13 protein-coding genes and 1 tRNA gene are annotated in these 20,079 nt (G+C 70.8%); 10 read left to right on the top strand and 4 right to left on the bottom strand.

Annotated features, from left to right (window positions below):
* The 5 genes from FL583_RS41225 to FL583_RS32555 form a co-directional block, all read left to right on the top strand.
* Positions 1-1,255: DUF3105 domain-containing protein (locus tag FL583_RS41225; RefSeq protein ID WP_205752672.1), on the top strand; the 1,255-nt coding region annotated here is incomplete at its 5' end.
* Between the two features lie 18 nt (positions 1,256-1,273).
* Complete coding sequence (locus FL583_RS32540) at positions 1,274-2,128, top strand: DUF305 domain-containing protein (RefSeq protein ID WP_142708718.1); 855 nt, start codon at positions 1,274-1,276, stop codon at positions 2,126-2,128.
* A gap of 752 nt (positions 2,129-2,880) precedes the next feature.
* Positions 2,881-3,753: a DUF3105 domain-containing protein gene (locus FL583_RS32545; RefSeq protein ID WP_205752673.1), complete on the top strand. Its 873-nt coding sequence runs from the start codon at positions 2,881-2,883 to the stop codon at positions 3,751-3,753.
* Positions 3,754-3,805: 52 nt separating this feature from the next.
* Positions 3,806-3,877 (top strand) — tRNA-Arg (locus FL583_RS32550).
* 234 nt (positions 3,878-4,111) lie between these two features.
* Complete coding sequence (locus FL583_RS32555; RefSeq protein ID WP_142708719.1) at positions 4,112-4,723, top strand: hypothetical protein; 612 nt, start codon at positions 4,112-4,114, stop codon at positions 4,721-4,723.
* Between the two features lie 120 nt (positions 4,724-4,843).
* Here FL583_RS32555 and FL583_RS32560 read toward each other — a convergent pair whose 3' ends face one another.
* Positions 4,844-5,491: a cyclase family protein gene (locus FL583_RS32560; RefSeq protein ID WP_142708720.1), complete on the bottom strand. Its 648-nt coding sequence runs from the start codon at positions 5,489-5,491 to the stop codon at positions 4,844-4,846.
* 439 nt (positions 5,492-5,930) lie between these two features.
* Between FL583_RS32560 and FL583_RS32565 the strand changes: the two genes are divergently transcribed.
* From FL583_RS32565 to FL583_RS32580, 4 genes are all read left to right on the top strand, one after another.
* The gene (locus FL583_RS32565) at positions 5,931-6,785 is read left to right on the top strand and encodes an N-acetylmuramoyl-L-alanine amidase (protein WP_170323983.1); all 855 of its coding nucleotides are present in this window, start codon (positions 5,931-5,933) and stop codon (positions 6,783-6,785) included.
* 236 nt (positions 6,786-7,021) lie between these two features.
* Positions 7,022-8,101, top strand: coding sequence for a CoA transferase (locus tag FL583_RS32570; protein WP_205752674.1), 1,080 nt, complete (start codon positions 7,022-7,024; stop codon positions 8,099-8,101).
* Positions 8,102-8,164: 63 nt separating this feature from the next.
* The gene (locus FL583_RS32575) at positions 8,165-12,133 is read left to right on the top strand and encodes a SpoIIE family protein phosphatase (RefSeq protein WP_142708723.1); all 3,969 of its coding nucleotides are present in this window, start codon (positions 8,165-8,167) and stop codon (positions 12,131-12,133) included.
* Positions 12,130-12,435 (top strand): STAS domain-containing protein, encoded by a 306-nt coding sequence (locus tag FL583_RS32580; protein ID WP_142708724.1) that lies wholly within the window; start codon positions 12,130-12,132, stop codon positions 12,433-12,435. Before FL583_RS32575 ends, FL583_RS32580 begins: the two co-directional genes overlap by 4 nt.
* A 269-nt stretch (positions 12,436-12,704) precedes the next feature.
* Here the strand turns inward: FL583_RS32580 and FL583_RS32585 are convergent, their stop codons facing one another.
* From FL583_RS32585 to FL583_RS32595, 3 genes are all read right to left on the bottom strand, one after another.
* The gene (locus FL583_RS32585) at positions 12,705-13,427 is read right to left on the bottom strand and encodes a toll/interleukin-1 receptor domain-containing protein (protein ID WP_142708725.1); all 723 of its coding nucleotides are present in this window, start codon (positions 13,425-13,427) and stop codon (positions 12,705-12,707) included.
* A 721-nt stretch (positions 13,428-14,148) separates the two neighbouring features.
* Entirely contained in the window at positions 14,149-16,815 is a 2,667-nt protein-coding gene (locus FL583_RS32590) for a molybdopterin-dependent oxidoreductase (protein WP_142708726.1), read from the bottom strand.
* Positions 16,812-17,582: an FAD binding domain-containing protein gene (locus FL583_RS32595; RefSeq protein WP_142708727.1), complete on the bottom strand. Its 771-nt coding sequence runs from the start codon at positions 17,580-17,582 to the stop codon at positions 16,812-16,814. Before FL583_RS32595 ends, FL583_RS32590 begins: the two co-directional genes overlap by 4 nt.
* A gap of 174 nt (positions 17,583-17,756) precedes the next feature.
* On the opposite strand from FL583_RS32595, the gene FL583_RS32600 reads away from it, so the two are divergent.
* Entirely contained in the window at positions 17,757-20,057 is a 2,301-nt protein-coding gene (locus FL583_RS32600; RefSeq protein WP_142708728.1) for a putative bifunctional diguanylate cyclase/phosphodiesterase, read from the top strand.
* The last annotated feature ends 22 nt before the right edge of the window (positions 20,058-20,079 follow it).

The following is a 20,079-nucleotide window of genomic DNA, read 5'->3' on the forward strand; positions in this document are numbered from 1 at the left end:
CGCAGTGCCGGCGGACGCAGTGCCGGCGGACGCAGTGCCGGCGGACGCAGTGCCGGCGGACGCATCTGCGGGCGCGGCGCCGGCAGCAGACGCAGGCGCGGCGGCAGAGGGCTCGGCGCCGGCGAAGGCGGCGGGCACCAAAGCGACCGGCGCGAAGACCACCGCGGCGAAGACCACCGGCGCCCGCACCACCCGGGCGAAGGCCACCGGCACTGCCGGGGCCGGCACCGGCGCGGCCCGCACCACCGGCGCCCGGACCACCGGTACGCGCGCCACCGGCGCAAAGGCGGCCGGCGCGAAGGCGGCCGGCGCCAAGGCGACCGGGGCGAAGGCGGCGCCGCGGGCCGCGGCGAAGTCGGCCGCGGCCAAGGCCACCACCGCGAAGGCCGCCGCGGCCAAGGCCGCCGACAAGCTCGAATCCGCCGTCGCCTCCGAGAAGGCCACGGCCGACAAGGCTGCTCCGGCGAAGACCGGGGCCTCGAAGACGACCGGAGCCAAGACCGGCCCCGCACGCAGCGGCTCCGGCGGCGGCAAGGGCCCGACCGGCCGCGGCCCGGCCAAGGGCACCGGCGGCGGCAAGGGCGGAGGCGGCGGACGCGGCCGCCAGCCGGTCAAGGTCGTCAAGGCCGGCCTGCCTTGGGGAAACATCGTGCTGGGCGGCATCGTCGCGATCGTCGCGCTCAGCATCATCGGCTACGGCGTCTGGTACTCCTGGGACGCCAGCAAGCCCTTCGGCGAGCGCCGCTCACAGCAGATCGACGGCATGGTGAACTACCGCGCCAAGGACGTGAAGTGGCTCACCCGCAACCACGTCACCGGCACCGTGAAGTACCAGACCAGCCCGCCGGTCGGCGGCAACCACAACGGCACCTGGGAGAACTGCAACGGCGACGTCTACGCCAAGCAGATCCCGAACGAGCATGCCGTGCACAGCCTCGAACACGGCGCGGTCTGGGTCACGTACAACCCGAACCTGCCCGCCGCGCAGGTCGAGGAGCTGGCCAAGAAGGTCAAGGGCAAGGACTACATGCTGATGAGCCCGTACCCCGGGCTCGACAAGCCGATCTCGCTGCAGGCCTGGGGCTTCCAGCTCAAGGTCGACAACGCGAGCGACAAGCGGATCGACCAGTTCATCAACCAGTTCCGGCTCAACGCCAGCGTGGAGTCCGGGGCCGTCTGCTCGAACGGCGTTACGGTGACCGGTACGACGCCGCAGGAACAGGGCGACGCCGACATGCAGACCGGCGGCAGCTGACCGTCCAGAGGGAGAGCAGTGGCGCAGCGACGGGGTTTCGCCGACGCGAGGCGTCGGCTGGACGAACTCGGCGCCGCGGACGACGCCGAGGCCGAGTCGGCTGAGCCCGAGACGAACGACGATCCGGACGTGGAGGAGCGCACCGCGCTCCTCCACGATGCGGACGACGACGTCCCAGATCCGTCGGACCGCGGGCCGACGGACGAGGCGGATCGCGGACCGGAGGCGGAGGATCTCGAGTCGGCGGAGGTGCCGCGGCGGCGAGCCGGCCGGAAGACGCGCATCTTCCGAGCCGTCATGGCCGCGATCCTGGTCCTGGCGGTGGGCTTCGGAATCGGCGTCTGGGTAGGCACCCCGCACCGCCCGGCCGACGACTCAGCCGACGCCGGCTTCACCCGCGACATGATGACCCACCACGCCCAGGCCGTCACGATGGCGTCCCTGGAGTACCGAGTCACCGACGACGCCCCCCTACGCCAGATCGCCGTCGACATCACGCTCACCCAGCAGGCTCAGATCGGCATCATGATCGCCTGGCTACGGAACTGGGACCTCAACCCCACCAGCACCCAACCCCAGATGGCCTGGATGCCCGACGGAGGCCGAGCCCTCATCGTCGACGGCCGCATGCCCGGCATGGCCACCGACGCCCAGCTCGAACAGCTCCAGACGTCGACCGGCACCGCCCGCGACCTGCTGTTCATCAAGCTGATGATCGCGCACCACCTGGGCGGTATCCACATGGCCGACGCGGCGCTGAACCAAGCCAAGGACGACCAGGTGCTGTACCTGGCCCATCAGATCAAGGATTCGCAGCAGTCCGAGATCGAGGCGCTGCAACAGGAACAGAAGAGGCTGACCGGCCAAAAATGACCGCCGACCCACCGCCACCAGCCTCCGGGTCGACCCCAGACCCGGACGTCGCCCCTCCACGGCCGCCGATCCCTGTGCCGGATGGAGCCGATCGGCCGGCCCCCGCGAGCCCCACCCACGACGAGCCGACAGACCCGGGCCCCGAAAGCGACAGCGAACCCACCAACAGCGGCGCAGCGTCCCCCGACGCCGCAGGCGAGAGCCCAGCGCCCGTGAGCGCAGCGTCCCCCGAGCGAGCCGTCGGCGAGGGCACACCTGACCGGACTACCGCGGCCGAGAGCGACCCGGGAACGAGCGCCGCCGGCCGGAGCGTGCCTACCGATGGCGTCGCGGGCACAGAAACCGCAGACGAGGACGCGGTCAGCGACAACGCGGCCGGCGGCAGCAGCCCAGCGGATACGAGCAGCCCAGAGCTTCCGGCGCCGCCCGCCTTCCTCTCGACCTCGGGCTCAGCTGACGAACCCGACGACGAGAGCCCGAGCTTCCCACCCGCCGGGCCGTTCCCTCCGCGCACGACCCAGCCATCGGTCACCGGCTTCGCCCCGCCGGGCGACCAGCCGCCCGCCAGCCAGCCACTCGGCAGCCCACCGCCCGGCAGCCCACCGCTCGGATTCACGGCTCCAGGAGGCCAGACACCTGGATCCTCCGCCCCGGCCGGCCCAGCGCCTGGATACTTCCCACCAGAAATCCCGCCGCCGCACCACTCCCCAACAGGCGACCCCGCGGCCGGATACTCCACCCCGGGCGGCCCGGTGGCCGGGTACCCCACCCCCGGCGGCCCGGCCTCCGGATACCCCGCTCCCGGCGGCCCGGCGTCCGAGTACTCCCCTGGACTGACGGCCGGGTACTCCGCCCCCAGCGGCCCAACAAGCGGCTTCCCCGGCCCGGGGTTCCCCCCACCACCTGGAACCCCCGGCTACGCCACCCCCCAAGCCGCCTTCGGCGGGAGCCCCACCCCACCCCCGGGCTTCCCAGCGGCCAACACCCCCAGCTACTACCCGACGGGCTACCCCCAGCCCGCCCCACCCCGCACCCACGGCAAGCTCATCGCCGGGATCGTCATCGGCATCGTCGTCGTGCTCCTGCTCTGTGGCGGCGCCGTCACCGCCGCCCTGCTGCTGTTCAGCAACGAGACCTCCGTCGACAGCGACACCACCAACGCCAACGCCACCATCGACGGCGTCGTCGACTACCGCACGACCCGCCCCGACATCCTCACCCGCCAGCACGTCTCCGTGACCCCGACGTACTCGGTCCGTCCCCCGGTCGGCGGCAACCACGACGCCACCTGGCAGAACTGCGAGGGCGACGTCTACGCGAACCCGATCGGCGACGCCCATGCCGTCCACAGCCTCGAACACGGCGCGGTGTGGATCACCTACCGTCCCGACCTGCCGGCCGACCAGCTCGAGTCCCTCAAGAGCAAGGTCACCGGCCGCGAGTACACGATGCTCAGCCCCTACCCCACGCTCGATCAGCCGATCTCCCTGCAAGCCTGGGGCTACCAGCTCAAAGTCGACTCCGCCGACGACGAGCGCATCGACCAATTCTTGAACAAATACCGCATGACGGCCTCCATCGAACCCGGCGCCCCCTGCAGCAACGGCACGACCGCCAGCGGCTGACGGCCGATGCACAACCCGCTCGGGACGGCTGCTAAGGTTGAGCCGTTCCTGAGCCCCCGTAGCTCAGGGGATAGAGCACCGCCCTCCGGAGGCGGGGGCGCAGGTTCGAATCCTGCCGGGGGCACTCACTGCAAGAGAAACGTCCTGCGAGGACGTCGTGCGCTGCGGTAACACGGAAAACGTGCCCGTCGCCTGCTGAATTCAGAACCGCGGTTCGACCAGGGCGGGCAGCGTCGCGCTACCGCGCTTCCGGGAACAGGTCGGCTACTCCACCGTCCCGCGGAACCGGCACGTCACCTTCGGTTGCGGCGCCATTCGCCCATGGGCTGTGCCGAACTCCGACGGATAGAGTCGAATCATGTCCGGCGTGACGATGGTGGCATTCATTCGCGTTCCGACCGAGCAGGCGAACAGCCTGACACGGTACGAGGACCTCGTGCTGGGTCTGCTCCCTAGTCATGGCGCGCTGGTCGAGCGGCGGGAGAAGTCGCCCGACGGCGCAATGGAGGCGCACCTGCTCAGTTTCCCCTCCCGGGAGGCGATCGACGCCCTCGACGCGGACCCCCGCCGGGCCGAGGCTCGCCAAGGCATCGACGGCTCGGTGGTAGAGGCCCTGCGGTTCCTGGTGGAGCCGGAGGACGGCCCCGAGGACATCGTGCTGTGGCGCTTCCTCACCGAGGAGTGGTTCAGCATCCTGTTGGAGAGCGGGCAGGACCTCGCCGACGTCGATCTCCTCCTGCTCGGAGACGTTCTGCTCGACGTCGATCGATATGTGGCCGCGGCGCGGCGGCTGGCCGCCGAGACGCTCATCGAGGCCGAGGATCTGGCTTCGCCGGAGATCACGTTCTACGCCGGCCAGCAGTGGGTGCTGCGGTTCGCTGAGGGTGCTCCGTCCTCGGAAGGCGTGCTCGTCGTGTTCGAGGGGCGCGAACCAGAGCGCCTGGAAGAACTGGACGCCGACGAGGTGTGAGCCGCTGGATGTGCCAGCTGTCCGGTCGGCCCAGTGCGATCACTGCGAACCCTCGCGAGGAAGCCCTGCGGCGGCGGCCTACCAGGCGTCCGCCGGGCGCCGGTCCCCCGGCGACAACCGTCAGACCCGCGCGTAAGCGCGGACCGGAAACGTGCCGAATCCCTCCACCGCCGGCGGCGCCGCGGAGAAGAACGCCCCCGACTCCGGCACCGACCCGAGGTTGGTCAGGTGCTCCACGACATGTACTCCGGCCCCCAGCAGAATGCTGTGCGCCGGACGCTCCCCTCCGGACTCCACGTCGTCGATGTTCACCGAGTCGATTCCGACGAGAACCGCGCCGGCGTCCACGAGGAATTGCGCACCGTCCGCGCTCAGGAATGGCGCGCCCGAACCATATGACGGCAACCCGAAATGGCGGCTCCAGCCGGTATCCAGGAGTACCGCAGCGCCACGTATGTCACGGTCGGCGAAGACCGACGCTCGGATACCACGGTCGGTACACCGGAAAACCTCGGTACGCAGATCTACCAGCGTCGACAGGTCCAACCCGGCCAGATCGGCGCCGTCCGCGTAGCGGTGGAACGGTGAATCGAGGTACGTCCCGGTGTTGCCGATCATCGTGATCACGTCCATCGCGAACTCGGTGCCGGGCGCATAACGCGACCTCGACTCCTCGCGAGTCAGGTACGGCGTGATCGTGGGCGCGGGCAGGCCCGGATACGTGATCAGGCCCGCGGAAATCCGGTGACTCAGGTCGATTATCGGCATCTGTCCATCGTTTCACGCGGCCACATCAGAGCTTCGTCAACGGTGCTTACGAAAACTGTCAGCGCCGCTCAGATCGCAGTTCCGGGTGCCGACGGAAGGGTCAGGGCGCCTTTGCCGACGCCCACTCCCGATCTCGAACGCGGGGCATGAGGTCATGCGACATCACCGGAAAACACTGGCCGGAGTCATCGCGGCCACGGCCGCGCTCGCCGGAGGCGCTCTCGCGCCCGGCCCAGCCACGGCAGCCCTCGCCGCCGGCGCCTCCGCGCCCGGCCGAGCCACAGCCGCCACAACACCAACCACCCAAAAAGACACCACCTCCACGACCCTCTCCCTTCACGGCACCACCCAACTCCACGCCACATCCGAGAACGTAGACTTCGCCGCCGTCGGCGTCAGCTGGCGCCACGATCCGCAGCTCACCGACGTCCACATCAAGGTGCGCGTCAAGAAAAAGAATCACTGGTCGAAGTGGACGACCACCGAGTTCCACGGCCGCGCGAAGCGCGCCGGGCGCGCCGGACCGGGACTGATCTGGACCGGCGACGCGACCGCCGTCGAAACCGTCCTGACCAGCCCGAACAACCGACTGCCGACCGACGTGACGGCCGACCTGATCAACCCGGGCACGACGACCGCCCTCTTCCCGAAGATGGCCAGGCAACCGGCCAGCCTCGGCAACGGCGTCGTCCGGATCTTCGGCCGCGCCGCCTGGGGCGCCAGCCCGGCCTACCTCCGGACGACGCCGCGCTACGCGCCGCGGGTCCGCGCGGTCGTCGTGCACCACACCGCAACCACCAACAACTACGACGCCGACGACGTCCCGCGCATCCTGCGGTCGATCTACTACTACATGTCGGTCACCGAGCGTTACGGCGATATCGGCTACAACGCGCTGATCGACAAGTACGGCCGGATCTGGGAGGGCCGGGCCGGTGGGCTCGACCGGCCCACGATCGGCATGCACGCCGGGGGCTTCAACACCGGCACCGCGGGCGTCGCGCTGATCGGCGACTACGACCACACGCCGGTGTCGGCCGCCGCCCGCGAGGCCCTGGCCCGCTTCGCGGCGTACAAGCTCGGCACCAGCGGGACCGACCCGCGGGCGACCCAGACGCTCGACGTCGGACCGTCCACCCGCTACCGGCAGCGCACCGCGGTCCGGGTGCCGGCGATCGTGCCGCACCAGGCCACGAGCACCACCGCGTGTCCCGGGGAGAGGCTCGACGTGCTGCCCGCCGTGCGGGCCCGCGCCGACGCTCTCGTCGACCAGTACCACCTCGGAGGCGCGTAGCGTCCGCATGATGGAGCCGCGGATCACCGGACCGGAACAGACGCTGCCGTCACTGCTGCCGGTGACCGACCTCGCGGTCACGAGCGTGACCGCGGCCGCGACGGCCGCGAGACCTGCTCGCGGCCCGCGGCGGGCCGCGGGCCGGGGTCACCGTCGACCGCGCCGCGGTCGCGACCGCGTTCACCAGCGAGCGCCACCTGCGCCGCGACGGCGAGGCGTTCGAGAGCTTCGCGCCGTTGTCCGGGTTCTTCCGCACGCGGGACGGATGGGTCCGCACGCACGCGAACTACCCGCATCACGCGGAGCGGCTCCTCGCCGTGCTCGGGCTCCGGCCCGGCGCCGACCGCGCCGCCGTCGCCGGCCGCCTCGCCACCCGGTCCTCCCTCTCCTTCGAGGCGGACGCCACGACCGCCGGCGCTCTCGCCGTAGCCATGCGGACGCCCGACGAGTGGGCAGCCTCGGACGCGGGCCGAGCCGTGGCCGGGGAGCCCCTCGTGCGGGTGACCGACTCGGGCGAGGCGCGCCGCCCGCTGCGGGTGTTGCCCGAGCCGGGCGCCGGACCCGCGGCCGGGCTGCGGGTGCTCGACCTGACCAGGGTGATCGCCGGCCCGGTGGCCACCCGCACCCTGGCCTACCTGGGTGCCGACGTCCTCCGCGTCGACCCGCCCGGCCTGCCCGAGCTCGTCCCCCAGCACCTCGACACCGGCCTCGGCAAACGCTCGACGCTGCTCGACCTCACCGACCGGGCCGACCGCGCCCGGTTCGACACGCTCCTGGCCGACGCCGACGTGCTGGTCACCGGCTACCGGTCCGACGCGATGCACGCCCTGGGCCTGGACGCCGGAACCGTCCGCGCCACCCACCCCGATCTCGTCGTCGCGAGCCTCACCGCCTGGGGCGACTCCGGGCCCTGGCGCGGCCGCCGGGGCTTCGACAGCCTGGTCCAGGTCGCGACCGGCGTCGCGGTGGTCACCGGCTCGGCCGACGATCCGGGCGTACTACCGGCCCAGGCCCTCGACCACGCCACCGGTTACCTCCTCGCGGCCGCGATTCTCGAGGCCCTGACCCGACGAGCCTCGGGTGGCGGAGGCAGCGCGATCGCCGCCTCCCTGGCCCGGACGGCGTCCTGGCTGCTGTCCCGGCCCCGCCCGGCCTCGGGCGGCCGGACGCCCGACCCCGGCCCCTGGCTCGCGGACCTGCCCAGCCCCTACGGCACGATCCGCCACGCCGTGCCGCCCTTCCGCCTCGACGCGCAGCCCCATGATTGGGTGTCGGGGCCGGTCGGATGGGGTACGAGCCCGCCGCGCTGGCTCTGAAATTTCCGCCTCCGCGCGGTAGCGTGAGGCCCGTTCGTCGATCGCTGAGGGGACTGCCGAACCATGACCGACGGACTCTTCCGCCTCGATGAGGTGGTCGGTGCCGACCTCGCGGCGGTGGACTGGTCGGCGACGCCTCTCGGGCCCCCGGAAAGCTGGCCGCAGAGCCTGCGCACCGCGGTCAGCATCCTGCTCCCGTCCCGCTTTCCGATGTGGATGGCCTGGGGCCCGGAGCTGACGTTCTTCTGCAACGACGCCTACCGGCGGGACACACTCGGCCGGAAGTACCCGTGGGCGCTGGGCCGCCCGGCCCACGAGGTGTGGGCGGAGATCTGGGGCGACATCGGGCCGCGGATCGAGACCGTCCTCACCACCGGCCGGGCGACCTGGGACGAGGCCCTGCTGCTGTTCCTGGAGCGGTCCGGCTTCAGCGAGGAGACGTACCACACGTTCTCCTACAGCCCGCTCCGCGACGATGCCGGGACGACGGTCGGCATGCTGTGCGTGGTCAGCGAAGACACCGAGCGTGTCATCGGCGCCCGGCGGATGGCCACGCTGCGCGACCTGGGCTCCGACCCGAGCGTCATTCGCACCCAGCACGAGACGCTGACGTTCTCCAGCCAGCAGCTCCGCGGCAACCTGCGCGACCTGCCGTTCAGCGCGATCTACCTGTTCACCGACGACGGCCGGGCCGAGCTGGCGGCCACGTCCGGCATCGAGCCCGGGCATCCGCTGCTCCGGCTCGACGGGCCGGGCGAGACCTGGCCCGCGGCCGCCCTGGCGCGTCAGGAGTCGGTGCTCGTCGAACTGGACGGCCCCGATCTGCCGACCGGCGACTGGCCGGCACCACCCACCCAGGCGCTGCTGGTGCCGCTCCTGCAGCAGGGCGACGCCCCGCACGGTTTCCTGGTCGCCGGCCTCAACCGCTACCGCCCGTTCGACGACGCCTACCGCGGTTTCATCGAGCTGACCGCGACGCACATCGCCGCCGGTCTGGCCAGCGCGCGCAGCTACCAGGCCCAGCAGCAGCGGGCCGAGGAACTGGCCGAGCTCGACCGGGCCAAGACCGCGTTCTTCTCCAACATCAGCCACGAGTTCCGCACGCCGCTGACGCTGATCGCCGGCCCGGTGCACGAGCTGCGCAACCGGCTGCCGAGCGACGACCAGCGGTCGCACGACGACCTGGAGATGATCCACCGCAACAGCCTGCGGCTGACCCGGCTGGTCAACACGCTGCTGGACTTCTCCCGGATCGAGGCCGGCCGGATGGAGGCCCGCTACGAGCCGGTCGACCTGTCCCGGTTCACGGCCGAGCTCGCCAGCGTCTTCCGGGCCGCGATCGAGCGGGCCGGGCTGGTGCTCGACGTCGACTGCCCGCCGCTCGACCAGCCCGTCCACGTCGACCGGGGCATGTGGGAGAAGGTCGTCCTCAACCTGCTGAGCAACGCGCTGAAGTTCTCGTTCGACGGCACGATCGGGGTGTCGGTCGGGCAGGACGCGAAGTCCGCGCTGGTGAAGATCACCGACACCGGGATCGGCGTGCCCGCGTCGGAGATCCCGCGGCTGTTCGAGCGCTTCCACCGCATCCCGACCGCCCGGGCCCGCTCCAACGAGGGCAGCGGCATCGGCCTGGCGCTGGTGCAGGAGCTGGTCGCTCTGCACGGCGGGTCGATCGAGGCCGAGAGCGAGCCGGGCGTCGGCACCACGTTCACGATCCGGCTGTTCTTCGGCACCGCGCACCTGCCCGCCGACCAGATCGCCCGGTCGACCGAGACCGACCACCCGACCGAGGGCGCCGAGCCGTTCGTCCTCGAGGCGCTGCGCTGGTTGCCGGGGTCGAGCCTGGGCGACGCCCCGGTCGTCACCGTCTCGGCCGACGCCCCCGCGGCCCGGATCCTGGTCGCCGACGACAACGCCGACATGCGCGACTACGTTCAGCGCCTGCTGAGCAGCCGCTACGACGTCACCGCGGTGAACGACGGCGTGGCCGCGCTGGCCGCGGCCCGGGCGACCACCCCCGACCTGGTCGTCAGCGACGTGATGATGCCCGGTCTCGACGGGTTGGCCCTGGTCAACGCGTTGCGCAACGATCCCCGCACGGCCGGCATCCCGATCGTCCTGCTGTCGGCCCGGGCCGGTCAGGAGGCCGCGGTCGAGGGGCTCTCCGCGGGCGCCGACGACTACCTGGTCAAGCCGTTCGCGGCTCAGGAATTACTGGCTCGGGTGCGGACGAACGTCGATCTGGCCCGGCTGCGCAACCACCACGCCCAGTGGCGGACCGCGCTGATCCAGTCGTTGCAGGAAGGCTTCTTCGTCACCGACGCCGAGGGGTCGGTCGTCGAGATCAACGCGGCGTTCACCGAGATCCTCGGCTACCCGGCGGACGGGCTGCCGTACCCGGCGCCGCAGCCGTGGTGGCCGGACCCGGAGGCCGATCCGTCCGCGCACGCGCTGGTGATGGAGGCGTTCCAGCGGGTCCTGGACGGGCCCAACGGCGACATGGTCGTGCCGCTGCAGAACCGGTCGGGGCACCGGCTGTGGGCCGCGGTGTCGATCAGCTCGGTCGACGACGACCAGGGCCGCCGGATGACCGTCGGCACGATCCGGGACGTCACCGCCGAGCGGTACGCGGCCCAGCGCGACACCGCGCTCAACGCGATCAACGCCCGGCTGGCCGTCGCCCGGACGGTTCCCGAGGTGCTGGAGGCCGGCGTCGAGCAGCTCGGCCGTCAGTGGCGCGCGTCCGCCGTCGTCGACGGTTCCGGTCCGGACGGGTTGCCGTCGTCGATCAGCGTCGAGGGGAACGTCGTACGGACGAAGATCGACGGGCCCAGCGGGCCGGTCGGGATCCGGCTGGACCTCGGCCCGGGCCGCGGGTTCGGGACCGAGGACCAGACGCTGCTGTTGCTGCTGTGCGGGTCGCTGGCGCAGGCGCTGCACCGGGCCTACGCGTTCGACCAGGAGCGGAACGTCGCGGTCACGCTGCAGCGATCGATCCTCGGGCCGGCCGTGCTGCCCGACGGCTTCGCGGTCCGCTACCAGCCGGCCGGCCGGCCGCTGGAGGTCGGTGGCGACTGGTACGACGCGGTCGAGCTGCCCGACGGACGGATCGGCATCATGGTCGGCGACTGCGTCGGCCGGGGGCTGTCCGCGGCGACGGTGATGGGCCAGCTCCGCAGCGCCGGCCGGGCCCTGCTGCTCGAGGCGGCCGGACCCGCGGCCGTGCTGAGCGCGCTCGACCGGTTCGCCGCGATGCTGCCCGGCGCGGCCTGCACGACCGCGTTCTGCGGCATCGTCGACCCGGCCAGCGGCCGGCTCGTCTACAGCAGCGCCGGTCACCCGCCGGGCATCGTCTGTCATCCGGACGGTCGCACCGAGCTGCTCGAGGAGGGTCGCGGGACGCCGCTGGGCCTGTACCGGACCTGCACGCGCACCGACGCGGAGTTCTTCCTGGACGCCCGGACGAACGTGCTGCTGTATACCGACGGGCTGGTGGAGCGTCGTCGCGCCTCGATCGACGCCGGGATCGACCAGGTGGCCGCGGTCCTGCGTGACCACGCGTCGCTGCCGATCGAGGAGCTGGCGGACCGGGTGCTGGAGCAGATGGGCGCGTACGAGGACGACGTCGCGCTCCTGCTGTATCAACATCCGGCGCCGCTGGGCCTGACGTTCGAGGCCGACCCGGGCGAGCTCGCCGGCGTGCGCGGCACCCTGCGCCGCTGGCTCGGCCGCGCCGGAGTCGTGGGAGTACGCGCCCAGGCCGTGCTGGTCGCGGCCGGGGAGGCCTGCGCCAACGCGATCGAGCACGGTCATCGCCGCACCGCCGGCCGGATCCGGCTGGACGCCCGGGCCGCCGGAGATCGCCTGTACGTGACCGTCGTCGACACCGGCACCTGGCGGGACGAGCCCGCCGACCGCGGTGTCGGCCGCGGTCACGGCCTCAACCTCATCCGTGCGCTGATGAGCGAAGTCACGGTTCAATCGGGTGCCGCCGGCACCACCGTCGAAATGGCAACGAGGATCAGTTCATGACCACGCCGCTGGAGATCAGCACCGGACGCACGGCCGAGGGCCGGTGGAGGCTCACCGCGGTCGGCGAGATCGACCTCAGTAACGCCGACGGGTTCCGCACGCAGCTGGCCGCTGCGGTCCGCCCGGATGCGCGGTTGGTGGTGGATCTGACCGGGGTGGATTACCTGGACAGCGCCGCCTTGGCGGCGCTGTTCCTGCATGCGGAGCAGATCGAGGTGCACATTGCGCCGATGAACGAGTATTTGCTGAAGGTGTGTGGGTTGACGCAGTTGACCGAGGTGCACGTGGTGAGGCCGGAGTGAGCGGGGTTTTCGGCGGCTGAGCGTCGGGCGAGGGGGGCGTCGGGCTTCGTGCTTCGTGCCGTTGGGGTACGCCGTACGGCGAGGTCGGGCCTGGTGGTTGGCGAAGCCCGAGAGAATGCAGATGCTGACGGTTCGCATGGCCGATGCGCACAGATGCGCTCTTCTGCCGATGAGCGATTGTGCTGTCCAAAGCAATGGCGCGCCGTGCCGATGGAGGACATTCCCGCTAGGAGAGAGCAGAAATAGCCGCCTGCAGTTTTTCGCCTTGGCTACGGCTCCCTAGCGAGAATCACGTCTGCAAGCGTCTGCAGCCGGATGCTCGATTGGTCGCTAAGATCAAGACCCTGAAAATCAGCCAATGTCTCATTTCCCGAAACAGGAATTTGCGGGATCGTGCACGGCCCCAGGGTGACTGGCAAGAACCAATATTTGTCGCGCGGGCGCTGGCGCAGTTCCTCTATTGCGATATCGAGCTCCACATTCATATAGGTCCTTCCTCGCGCCATATAAGCGGGCGAGAAGCACGCGATGAAGAAGTCGCCGTCCTGTATAGCATCTCGCACCGCGTCTTTCCAGCGTTCGCCGACCTTAATATGGCTTCGGTCCAGCCATACCTCGACACCCTCGCTCCGGAGAAAGCGGACGATACGATCTACCTCCTCCGAGTTCTCGCGAACATAGGAGACAAAGGCCCTCGGACGCGGCACCAATCCAGGTGGAGAGCCGGCTACAAACTGAACCTTTGACCGCCCGGCGCCCGGTTCCTCAAGCTTGCCCCTCTGCGCATCAGGACCGCGTTGAGAAGACTCAGCGCTGATCGGCGGGATGGACGGAAGGTCCCTCCTCCGCCTCAGATAACCGAGTAGAAGGGCACCAAGAAGCAGGCCCCCGGCATAGGGCAGATAGTCGACCGCTGCATGGCCAACCGACTCCGCCGCCGCCAAGACCGACGGATTGAGCCGGTCGGCAAGATGTTCCAGCACCTTAGACACGACAAACGCTCCCCAACTGACGCCGGGGAAACGTCAATTCAAGGAGCATCCCCAGCAAACGGGCAGGAGAGACGATAACCAAACCAAACAAGACCAGATAACCTAAGGAACCGGTTGTCTTGCCCAGCTTCGGACATTGTGGTCCGCTGTATCGTCACACCCGCCCTCGTGGGGACTGTGGCTGCGGCCCGAGTCGCCGCCCCGCGGTGTGCAAGGGTGCGCGCGTGGGCTCAGGTCGCCAGCGAGCGCGACACTACTCGACATAAAGCTAGGGCGCAAGCGTTACCCACTTCCCCGCCGCAGTACGGTTGCTGCAATCAACAATGCGTTAGGCTTCACTTCGCGGTAGGCCAGGATCTAATCTGAGCCGAATATGCGGGACCCAGCGATATCCCTCAGCGGACTCGAGCGTTTGAGGGTCTACTGCGCGACGACCTACTCATCTGCCGCGGATCGCTGGTTCGCTGGTTCTCCTCGGTCCAGACGTGGAGCGGCCCGGAGCGCGGTGTCGCGTTCCGGGCCGGCAGCTGGGTTGTTCAGTTGCAGTAGCTGTAGTCCCAGCAGTCGTTCTTGTGGTGGCGGCGCGGCCGGCAGTCGTAATCATACGAGTTGTCGTAGCAACCGCTCATGATGTCCAGCCTCCAGAAATTATCTTGTCCCGTCCTAGACACCCCCGCACTCGATCGGCCCGGCTACGCCGGGAACGTTCGGCTGCCAACACTCACGGCGCCTCGCCCCTCGCTCGGGTCAATTCTTCCCAGACCACGTCCCGGGCCAGCGGCAGCTCGGTGAACCGCACTCCCGTCGCGTCTCGCACCGCATTCGCCAGCGCCGGGGCCACCGGGTTGAACGGGCTCTCGCTCATCGACTTGGCCCCCAACGGCCCGATCGGGTCGTGCACGTTCTCGACGAAATGCACCTCCGTTCGGGGCACATCCGCGAACGTCGGTAGGTGGTACGTCCGGAACGTCGGGTTCTCCACTCCCCCGTCCGGGCCCAGGCGCACCTTCTCGGTGAGCGTCGCGCCCAGTGCTTGGGCTATTCCGCCCTCTATCTGGCCCCGGCACTGCATCGGGTTCATCACCCGGCCCGCGTCGGCCGCGTGGACGCTGTTCAGGATCCGAATCTCGCCCGTGGACGGATCGACCGCGACCCGGAACCAGTGCGCGTTGAACGCTACCGAGCGCGGTGTGCCGCCGAAGTGACCGTCCGCCGACAAGCCGCCCACGGATGCGGCCAGATCCCTGAGGGCGATCCTCAGGCCACCGGCCACGACGACGTCCGCCTCCAGGCGGCAGGACTCGACCGGCACCTCGGCCCGGGCCGCGGCGGCGGTCAGCAGACGACCGCGCAGCGCCTGCGCGGCCGCGAGCACGGCGTTGCCGGCGACGACCGTTCCGGTGGAGCCGAAGGCTCCGGTGTCGTGGCCGACGAGATCGGTGTCGGACTGCCGGATGCGGACGTTCCCCGGGCGGGTGCTCAGGGTCTCGGCAACGAGCTGCTGGAACACCGTCGTGCTGCCGTTGCCGAACTCCGCGGTCCCGACGGCCAGGTCGTACCCACCATCCCCGGCCAGCGTGAGCTTGGCGTCGGCGTAGTGGCCGTTGGGCGGGGTGGTGGCGATCATCGCGATCGCCGCGCCTTCGCCGATGATCCAGCCCGGCATGTCCGGCCTGTCAGTCGAAGAGGCACGCAAAATCGACAGGCACTGATCGAGGCCGTAACTAGCCACAGTCAGATCAGCCTCGTGGCCCGCCGGAGTCACCAGCGGCTCACCGGCCCGGATGACGTTCTTCGCCCGCATCTCCAGGGGGTCCACACCGATCCTCCGGGCCAGCTCGTCGATCGCCGACTCGACCGCGAACAGCACCTGCCCCAGCCCGTAGCCCCGGAACGCACCGGCCGGCACCGTGTTCGTGTAGACCGCGTAGCCCTCGACCTTCTTGTTCGCGCACCGGTAGACGGCCATCGACTCGCCGCAGGCGTGGAACAGGACGCCCGGCCCGTGGTTGCCGTAGGCGCCGGTGTTCGAGACCACGCGCAGGTCGATCGCGGTGAGCGTGCCGTCGCGCCGGGCCCCGAGGCGGACGTCGATCGTGAACGGGTGCCGGGTCGTCGCGGCCTCGAACTGTTCCGTCCGGGTGTACTCGTACTTGACCGGCCGGCCGGTCGTCAGGACGGCCAGCGCGACCAGGTCCTCGGCCAGCGTCTCCTGCTTCCCTCCGAAGCCGCCGCCGACCCGGCCGGTGAGCACCCGGACCCGCGACAGCGGCAGGTCGAACAGCGCGCACAGCGCCCGCCGGGTGAGGAACGGCACCTGGCTGCTGGTGCGGACGATCAGCCGCCCGTCGTCGTCGAGCCAGGCCAGCGAGCCGTGCGTCTCCAGGCTCGCGTGCTGGACGCGCTGGGTGCGGAACGTCGCCGTGTACACCTCGTCGGCCTCGGCCAGCCCGGACGCGACGTCGCCGATCTCGCCGTGGACCTCACCGGCGACGTTGGCCTCGGCGCGGGCGATCCCGTCGCCGGTGCCCTTGTCGGGGTGCAGGACCGGCGCCCCGGGCGCCATCGCCGCCGACGGGTCGAACACCGACGGCAGCACCTCGTACTCGACGACGATCCGGCGGCACGCCTCCTCGGCCGCCGCTTCCGACTCCGCCACCACGGCGGCGACCCGCTGCCCGACGAACCGGACGACGTCGTCCAGCACCCTGGTGTCGCTCGGATCGTCCTGGACCCGCTCGTGGCGCCCGGTCGAGAACCGCTTCGCCGGAGCGTCCGCATGGGTGAGGACCGCGTGCACCCCGGGGACCTCGGAAGCGTCGGACGCGTCGATCCGCAGGATCCGCGCGTGGGCGTGCGGGGAGCGCAGCACCTTCAGGTGCAGCAGGCCGGGGACGTCGACGTCGAACGTGTACCGGGCGGTGCCGGTGACGATCGCCGGACCGGCCGGAGCGGGGGCGTTGCCACCCACCGTGGCCTCCTCGACGTGCGAGACCCCACGGACCGCGTCCTCGATCGCCCGGTAGCCGGTGCATCGGCAGAGGTTGCCCTTGAAGGCCCGTGGGAGATCCTCGCGCTGGGCGTCGGTCAGGGCCGCGCTCGTCATCAGGAAGCCCGCGGTGCAGAAGCCGCACTGGAAGCCCTGAGCGTCGAGGAACTGCTGCTGCACCGGGTGGTCCAGGCCCTCGATCGTCGTGACGTTCCGGGCCCGGGCGGCCGGATAGATGCAGCTGTGCACCGGCACCCCGTCGACGTGGACCGTGCACGCACCGCAGTCCCCCGCGTCACAGCCCTTCTTGACGCCGAAGTGGCCGAGGTCGCGCAGGTGGGTGCGCAGGCACTGGCCCGGGCGGGGGGTCTCGTCGTACTGCCGTCCGTCGACGATCATCGGAGCTCGTCCACGATCTGCTCGGCGAACAGGTGCGTCAGGTGGCGACGCCAGGCCGGCCGCCCGTGGACGTCGTCCAGCCAGAGGTCGTCCGGGATCGCGGCGCGGACCTCGTCGGCGCTGGGCAGGTGCGCGAAGCGCAGCTGGACCGGGCGGGTCGTGGACGCGGTGATCGTCAGGATCAAGGCTTCTGAATCGATCCGGCCGACGACGAGCGCGGCCGAGCGCCCGAGCGGGTGCAGGGAGCCCTGCCGGAACGCGGTCCGGCCGCTCAGCGCGGCCGACGGGAGGAAGACCGACCGCAGGAATTCGCCGTCGCGCAGGTCAGTGGTGCCGTCGCCGGTCACGAAATCGGTCACGGCGACCCGCCGACGACCCCCGTCCGGAGCCTCGAGCGTGCACCAGCCGTCCAACGCGGCGGTCAGCGACGTCATCGGACCGGCCGGCAGCGCGGCGCAGATGTTGCCGCCGACCGTGGCCACGTTCTGCACCTTGAAGCTGGCCAGGAACGCGTCGCAGCACTGCTGGAACAGGACCGGCCCGGCAAACCGACTCAGCTCGGCGATCGTGCAGGTCGCGGCGATCTCCAGGCCGTCCGGACCCGACGTCAGCGCCGGCCAGCCGAACGCCGTCAGGTCGCGGAGCCGGCGCAGGTGCGGCTGCGGCTCCGAGAACAGGTAGGTCCCGCCGGCCAGCCAGCCGTCGCCGGGGCGCCACGCGCCGGCCTCGGCGGCCGGCGTCACCTGTTCGATCGTGTTGAGGTCCACGAGCACACCTTTTCCCGTGTCAAACCCGCCTGCTACTGGCGTTCCCTCCAAACCCCGACGTGAAAGCGCAGGTCACACTGGCCGATCCCACAGTTTTGGCTCCCGGTTGCCGATTGATTCCTCGGCGTTCGACCGAGCGCCCGACGACGTCGTGCACAGAGGGAGGCGGGCCGGATGCCGACCGTCCGTCACGCTCTGCGCGAGCTGATCGAGCCCGCCGGGCTGGCCGTCCTGATCAGCGTCGTCAACGCGCTCGGCTGGTACGGCGGCCACTCGACGCCGGTGCTGCTGGCGGTCACCGCCCCGGTGCTGCTGATGAGCACCACCAGCGTGCAACTCCTGCTCTCCGGGGGCGACCTGACCCGCCGGATCCCGCTCCGGATGTTCCTCCACCTGGTCGTCTGCTTCACCCCGGCGGCGTTCGTCACCGGCTGGGGCCCGGTGATGATGATCGGAGTGGTCGTCGCGGCCGCGCTGCACATGCGCTGGAGCGGCGCGGGCGTCTGGCGGATCGCGGTCGTCTACGCGTTCCTGGTCGCCGGGCTGGGGCTCGGCGCGCTCGCGTCCGGGCTGGTCACCGACTACTTCGGCCGGCCCAACTCGTTCGTGCTGTGCGGGCTGATGCTGCTGGTCAACGTCCTCGTGCTGCGCAGCTACGGAGAGGTGCTCGAACACCTGGAGCACGCCGAGGCCGAGATGGTCGCGTCCCGGGCGGCGGCCCGGCGCAGCGAGAGCTGGTTCCGCGCGATCGTCCAGAACACCAGCGACGTCATCAGCGTCATCGACTCGGCCCGGCTGGTCACGTACGTCTCCGAGGCGGTCGAACAGCAGCTCGGGCACCGTCCGGCGGACATCCTCGGCGGGCCGGCCGACGCGATCGTCGACCCGGCCGACCGGGCGGCCTTCGCCGCGTTCCTGGACGAGGTGGTCCGCCTCCCGGTCGGCGACCACCGCGCCGAGCTGCGGCTCTGGTACGCCGACGGCACCCAGCGGTGGCACGAGGCCACCGCCCACGACCTGCTCGACGACTCGGAGATCGCGGGCATCGTCCTGCACTACCGGGACGTCCACGAGCGGCGCGCGTACCACGACCTGCTGGCGTTCGACGCGTCCCACGACTCGTTGACCGGGCTGGCGAACCGGGCCGAGCTGAACCGGGCGTTGGACGAGGCGCTGCTGCTGCGGGCCGCGTCCAAGGCGGCCGCCGCCGGCGAGCCGGTGCCCGCGGTCGCCGTCCTCCTCATCGATCTGGACGGGTTCAAGCCGGTCAACGACACCTACGGCCACGAGGTCGGGGACGCGCTGCTGGTGTCCGTGGCCCGGCTGCTCGAGCGGAACGTGCTCGGCGTCGACACGGTCGCCCGGCTCGGCGGCGACGAGTTCGTCGTCCTGCTGAGCGGGATCGCCGACGAGCAGGGGGCGATCGCGGTCGCCGAGCGGGTGCTCGGGCTGCTGCGGGCGCCGCTGCGCCTGCCGTCGGCCGAGGTACGCATCGGCGCGAGCATCGGGATCGCGCTGGCGTCCGAGGAGACCCTGCACGGCGTCGAGCTGCTCCGGCTGGCCGACCACGCCATGTACCAGGCCAAACGTCAAGGGCGCCACCGCTGGGTCTGCCACCGGCCGGGCGGCGAGTACGTCGAGGAGCCGTCGGAGGCGGACATCGCGGCGTCGAACGCGGCCGCGCTCGAACGGGACCTCCGGGTGGCGCTGACGACCGGCCGCGGCCTGTCGGTCGTCTACCAGCCGATCGTCCTGCTCGAGGACCGGTCGCTGTGGGGGTTCGAGGCGCTGGTGCGCTGGACGCACCCGACCCGCGGCCCGATGTCGCCGGCCGAGTTCGTCCCGGTCGCCGAGCGGACCGGCGTCATCCACGAGCTCGGGCGCTGGGTCCTCGACACGGCCTGCCGTCAGGTCGCGCTCTGGCAGCAGTGGGTGCCCGAGGACCAGCGGCTCTCGCTCTCGGTCAACCTCTCGGCCCGCGACCTCGACCAACCCGGCATCACCGACGTCGTCCTGCAGACGATGACCGCGGCCGGGCTGGACGCGGAGAACCTGGTGATCGAGGTGACCGAGAGCGCGCTCGTCGACCCGGAGCTGGCGATCCCGGCGCTCGGCCGGCTGAGCGCGGCCGGGATCCGGATCGCGATCGACGACTTCGGCACCGGTTACTCGTCGCTGCAGTACCTCACCCAGATGCCGGTCGACATCCTGAAGCTCGACCGCTCGTTCGTCAGCCGGTTGAACGGCACCCCGCAGTACGCGGCGATCGCCGAGGCGGTCGTCCGGCTCAGCCAGACGCTGCGGTTCAGCACGGTGGCCGAGGGCGTCGAGACCGAGGCGCAGGCCGCCGAGCTGGCCGCTCTGGGCTATCGGAAGGGACAGGGCTACCTGTTCTCCAAGCCGCTCACCGCGGACGAGATTGGAGGTTTCCTCCAAGTCGAGGGGCGTGAGCTTCGTCGCGAAATTCCCTGGTAGCCCGGATGTCGGTGTACTTACG

Source organism: Cryptosporangium phraense, assembly GCF_006912135.1.
Lineage (GTDB): Bacteria > Actinomycetota > Actinomycetes > Mycobacteriales > Cryptosporangiaceae > Cryptosporangium > Cryptosporangium phraense.

What these genes read in the sequence shown, in the direction of transcription:
- FL583_RS32590 (WP_142708726.1), bottom strand. Translation starts at nt 16,815, where the DNA reads ATGATCGTCGACGGACGGCAGTACGACGAGACCCCCCGCCCGGGCCAG.
- FL583_RS32575 (WP_142708723.1), top strand. Translation starts at nt 8,165, where the DNA reads ATGACCGACGGACTCTTCCGCCTCGATGAGGTGGTCGGTGCCGACCTC.
- FL583_RS32555 (WP_142708719.1), top strand. Translation starts at nt 4,112, where the DNA reads ATGTCCGGCGTGACGATGGTGGCATTCATTCGCGTTCCGACCGAGCAG.
- FL583_RS32580 (WP_142708724.1), top strand. Translation starts at nt 12,130, where the DNA reads ATGACCACGCCGCTGGAGATCAGCACCGGACGCACGGCCGAGGGCCGG.
- FL583_RS32600 (WP_142708728.1), top strand. Translation starts at nt 17,757, where the DNA reads ATGCCGACCGTCCGTCACGCTCTGCGCGAGCTGATCGAGCCCGCCGGG.
- FL583_RS32560 (WP_142708720.1), bottom strand. Translation starts at nt 5,491, where the DNA reads ATGCCGATAATCGACCTGAGTCACCGGATTTCCGCGGGCCTGATCACG.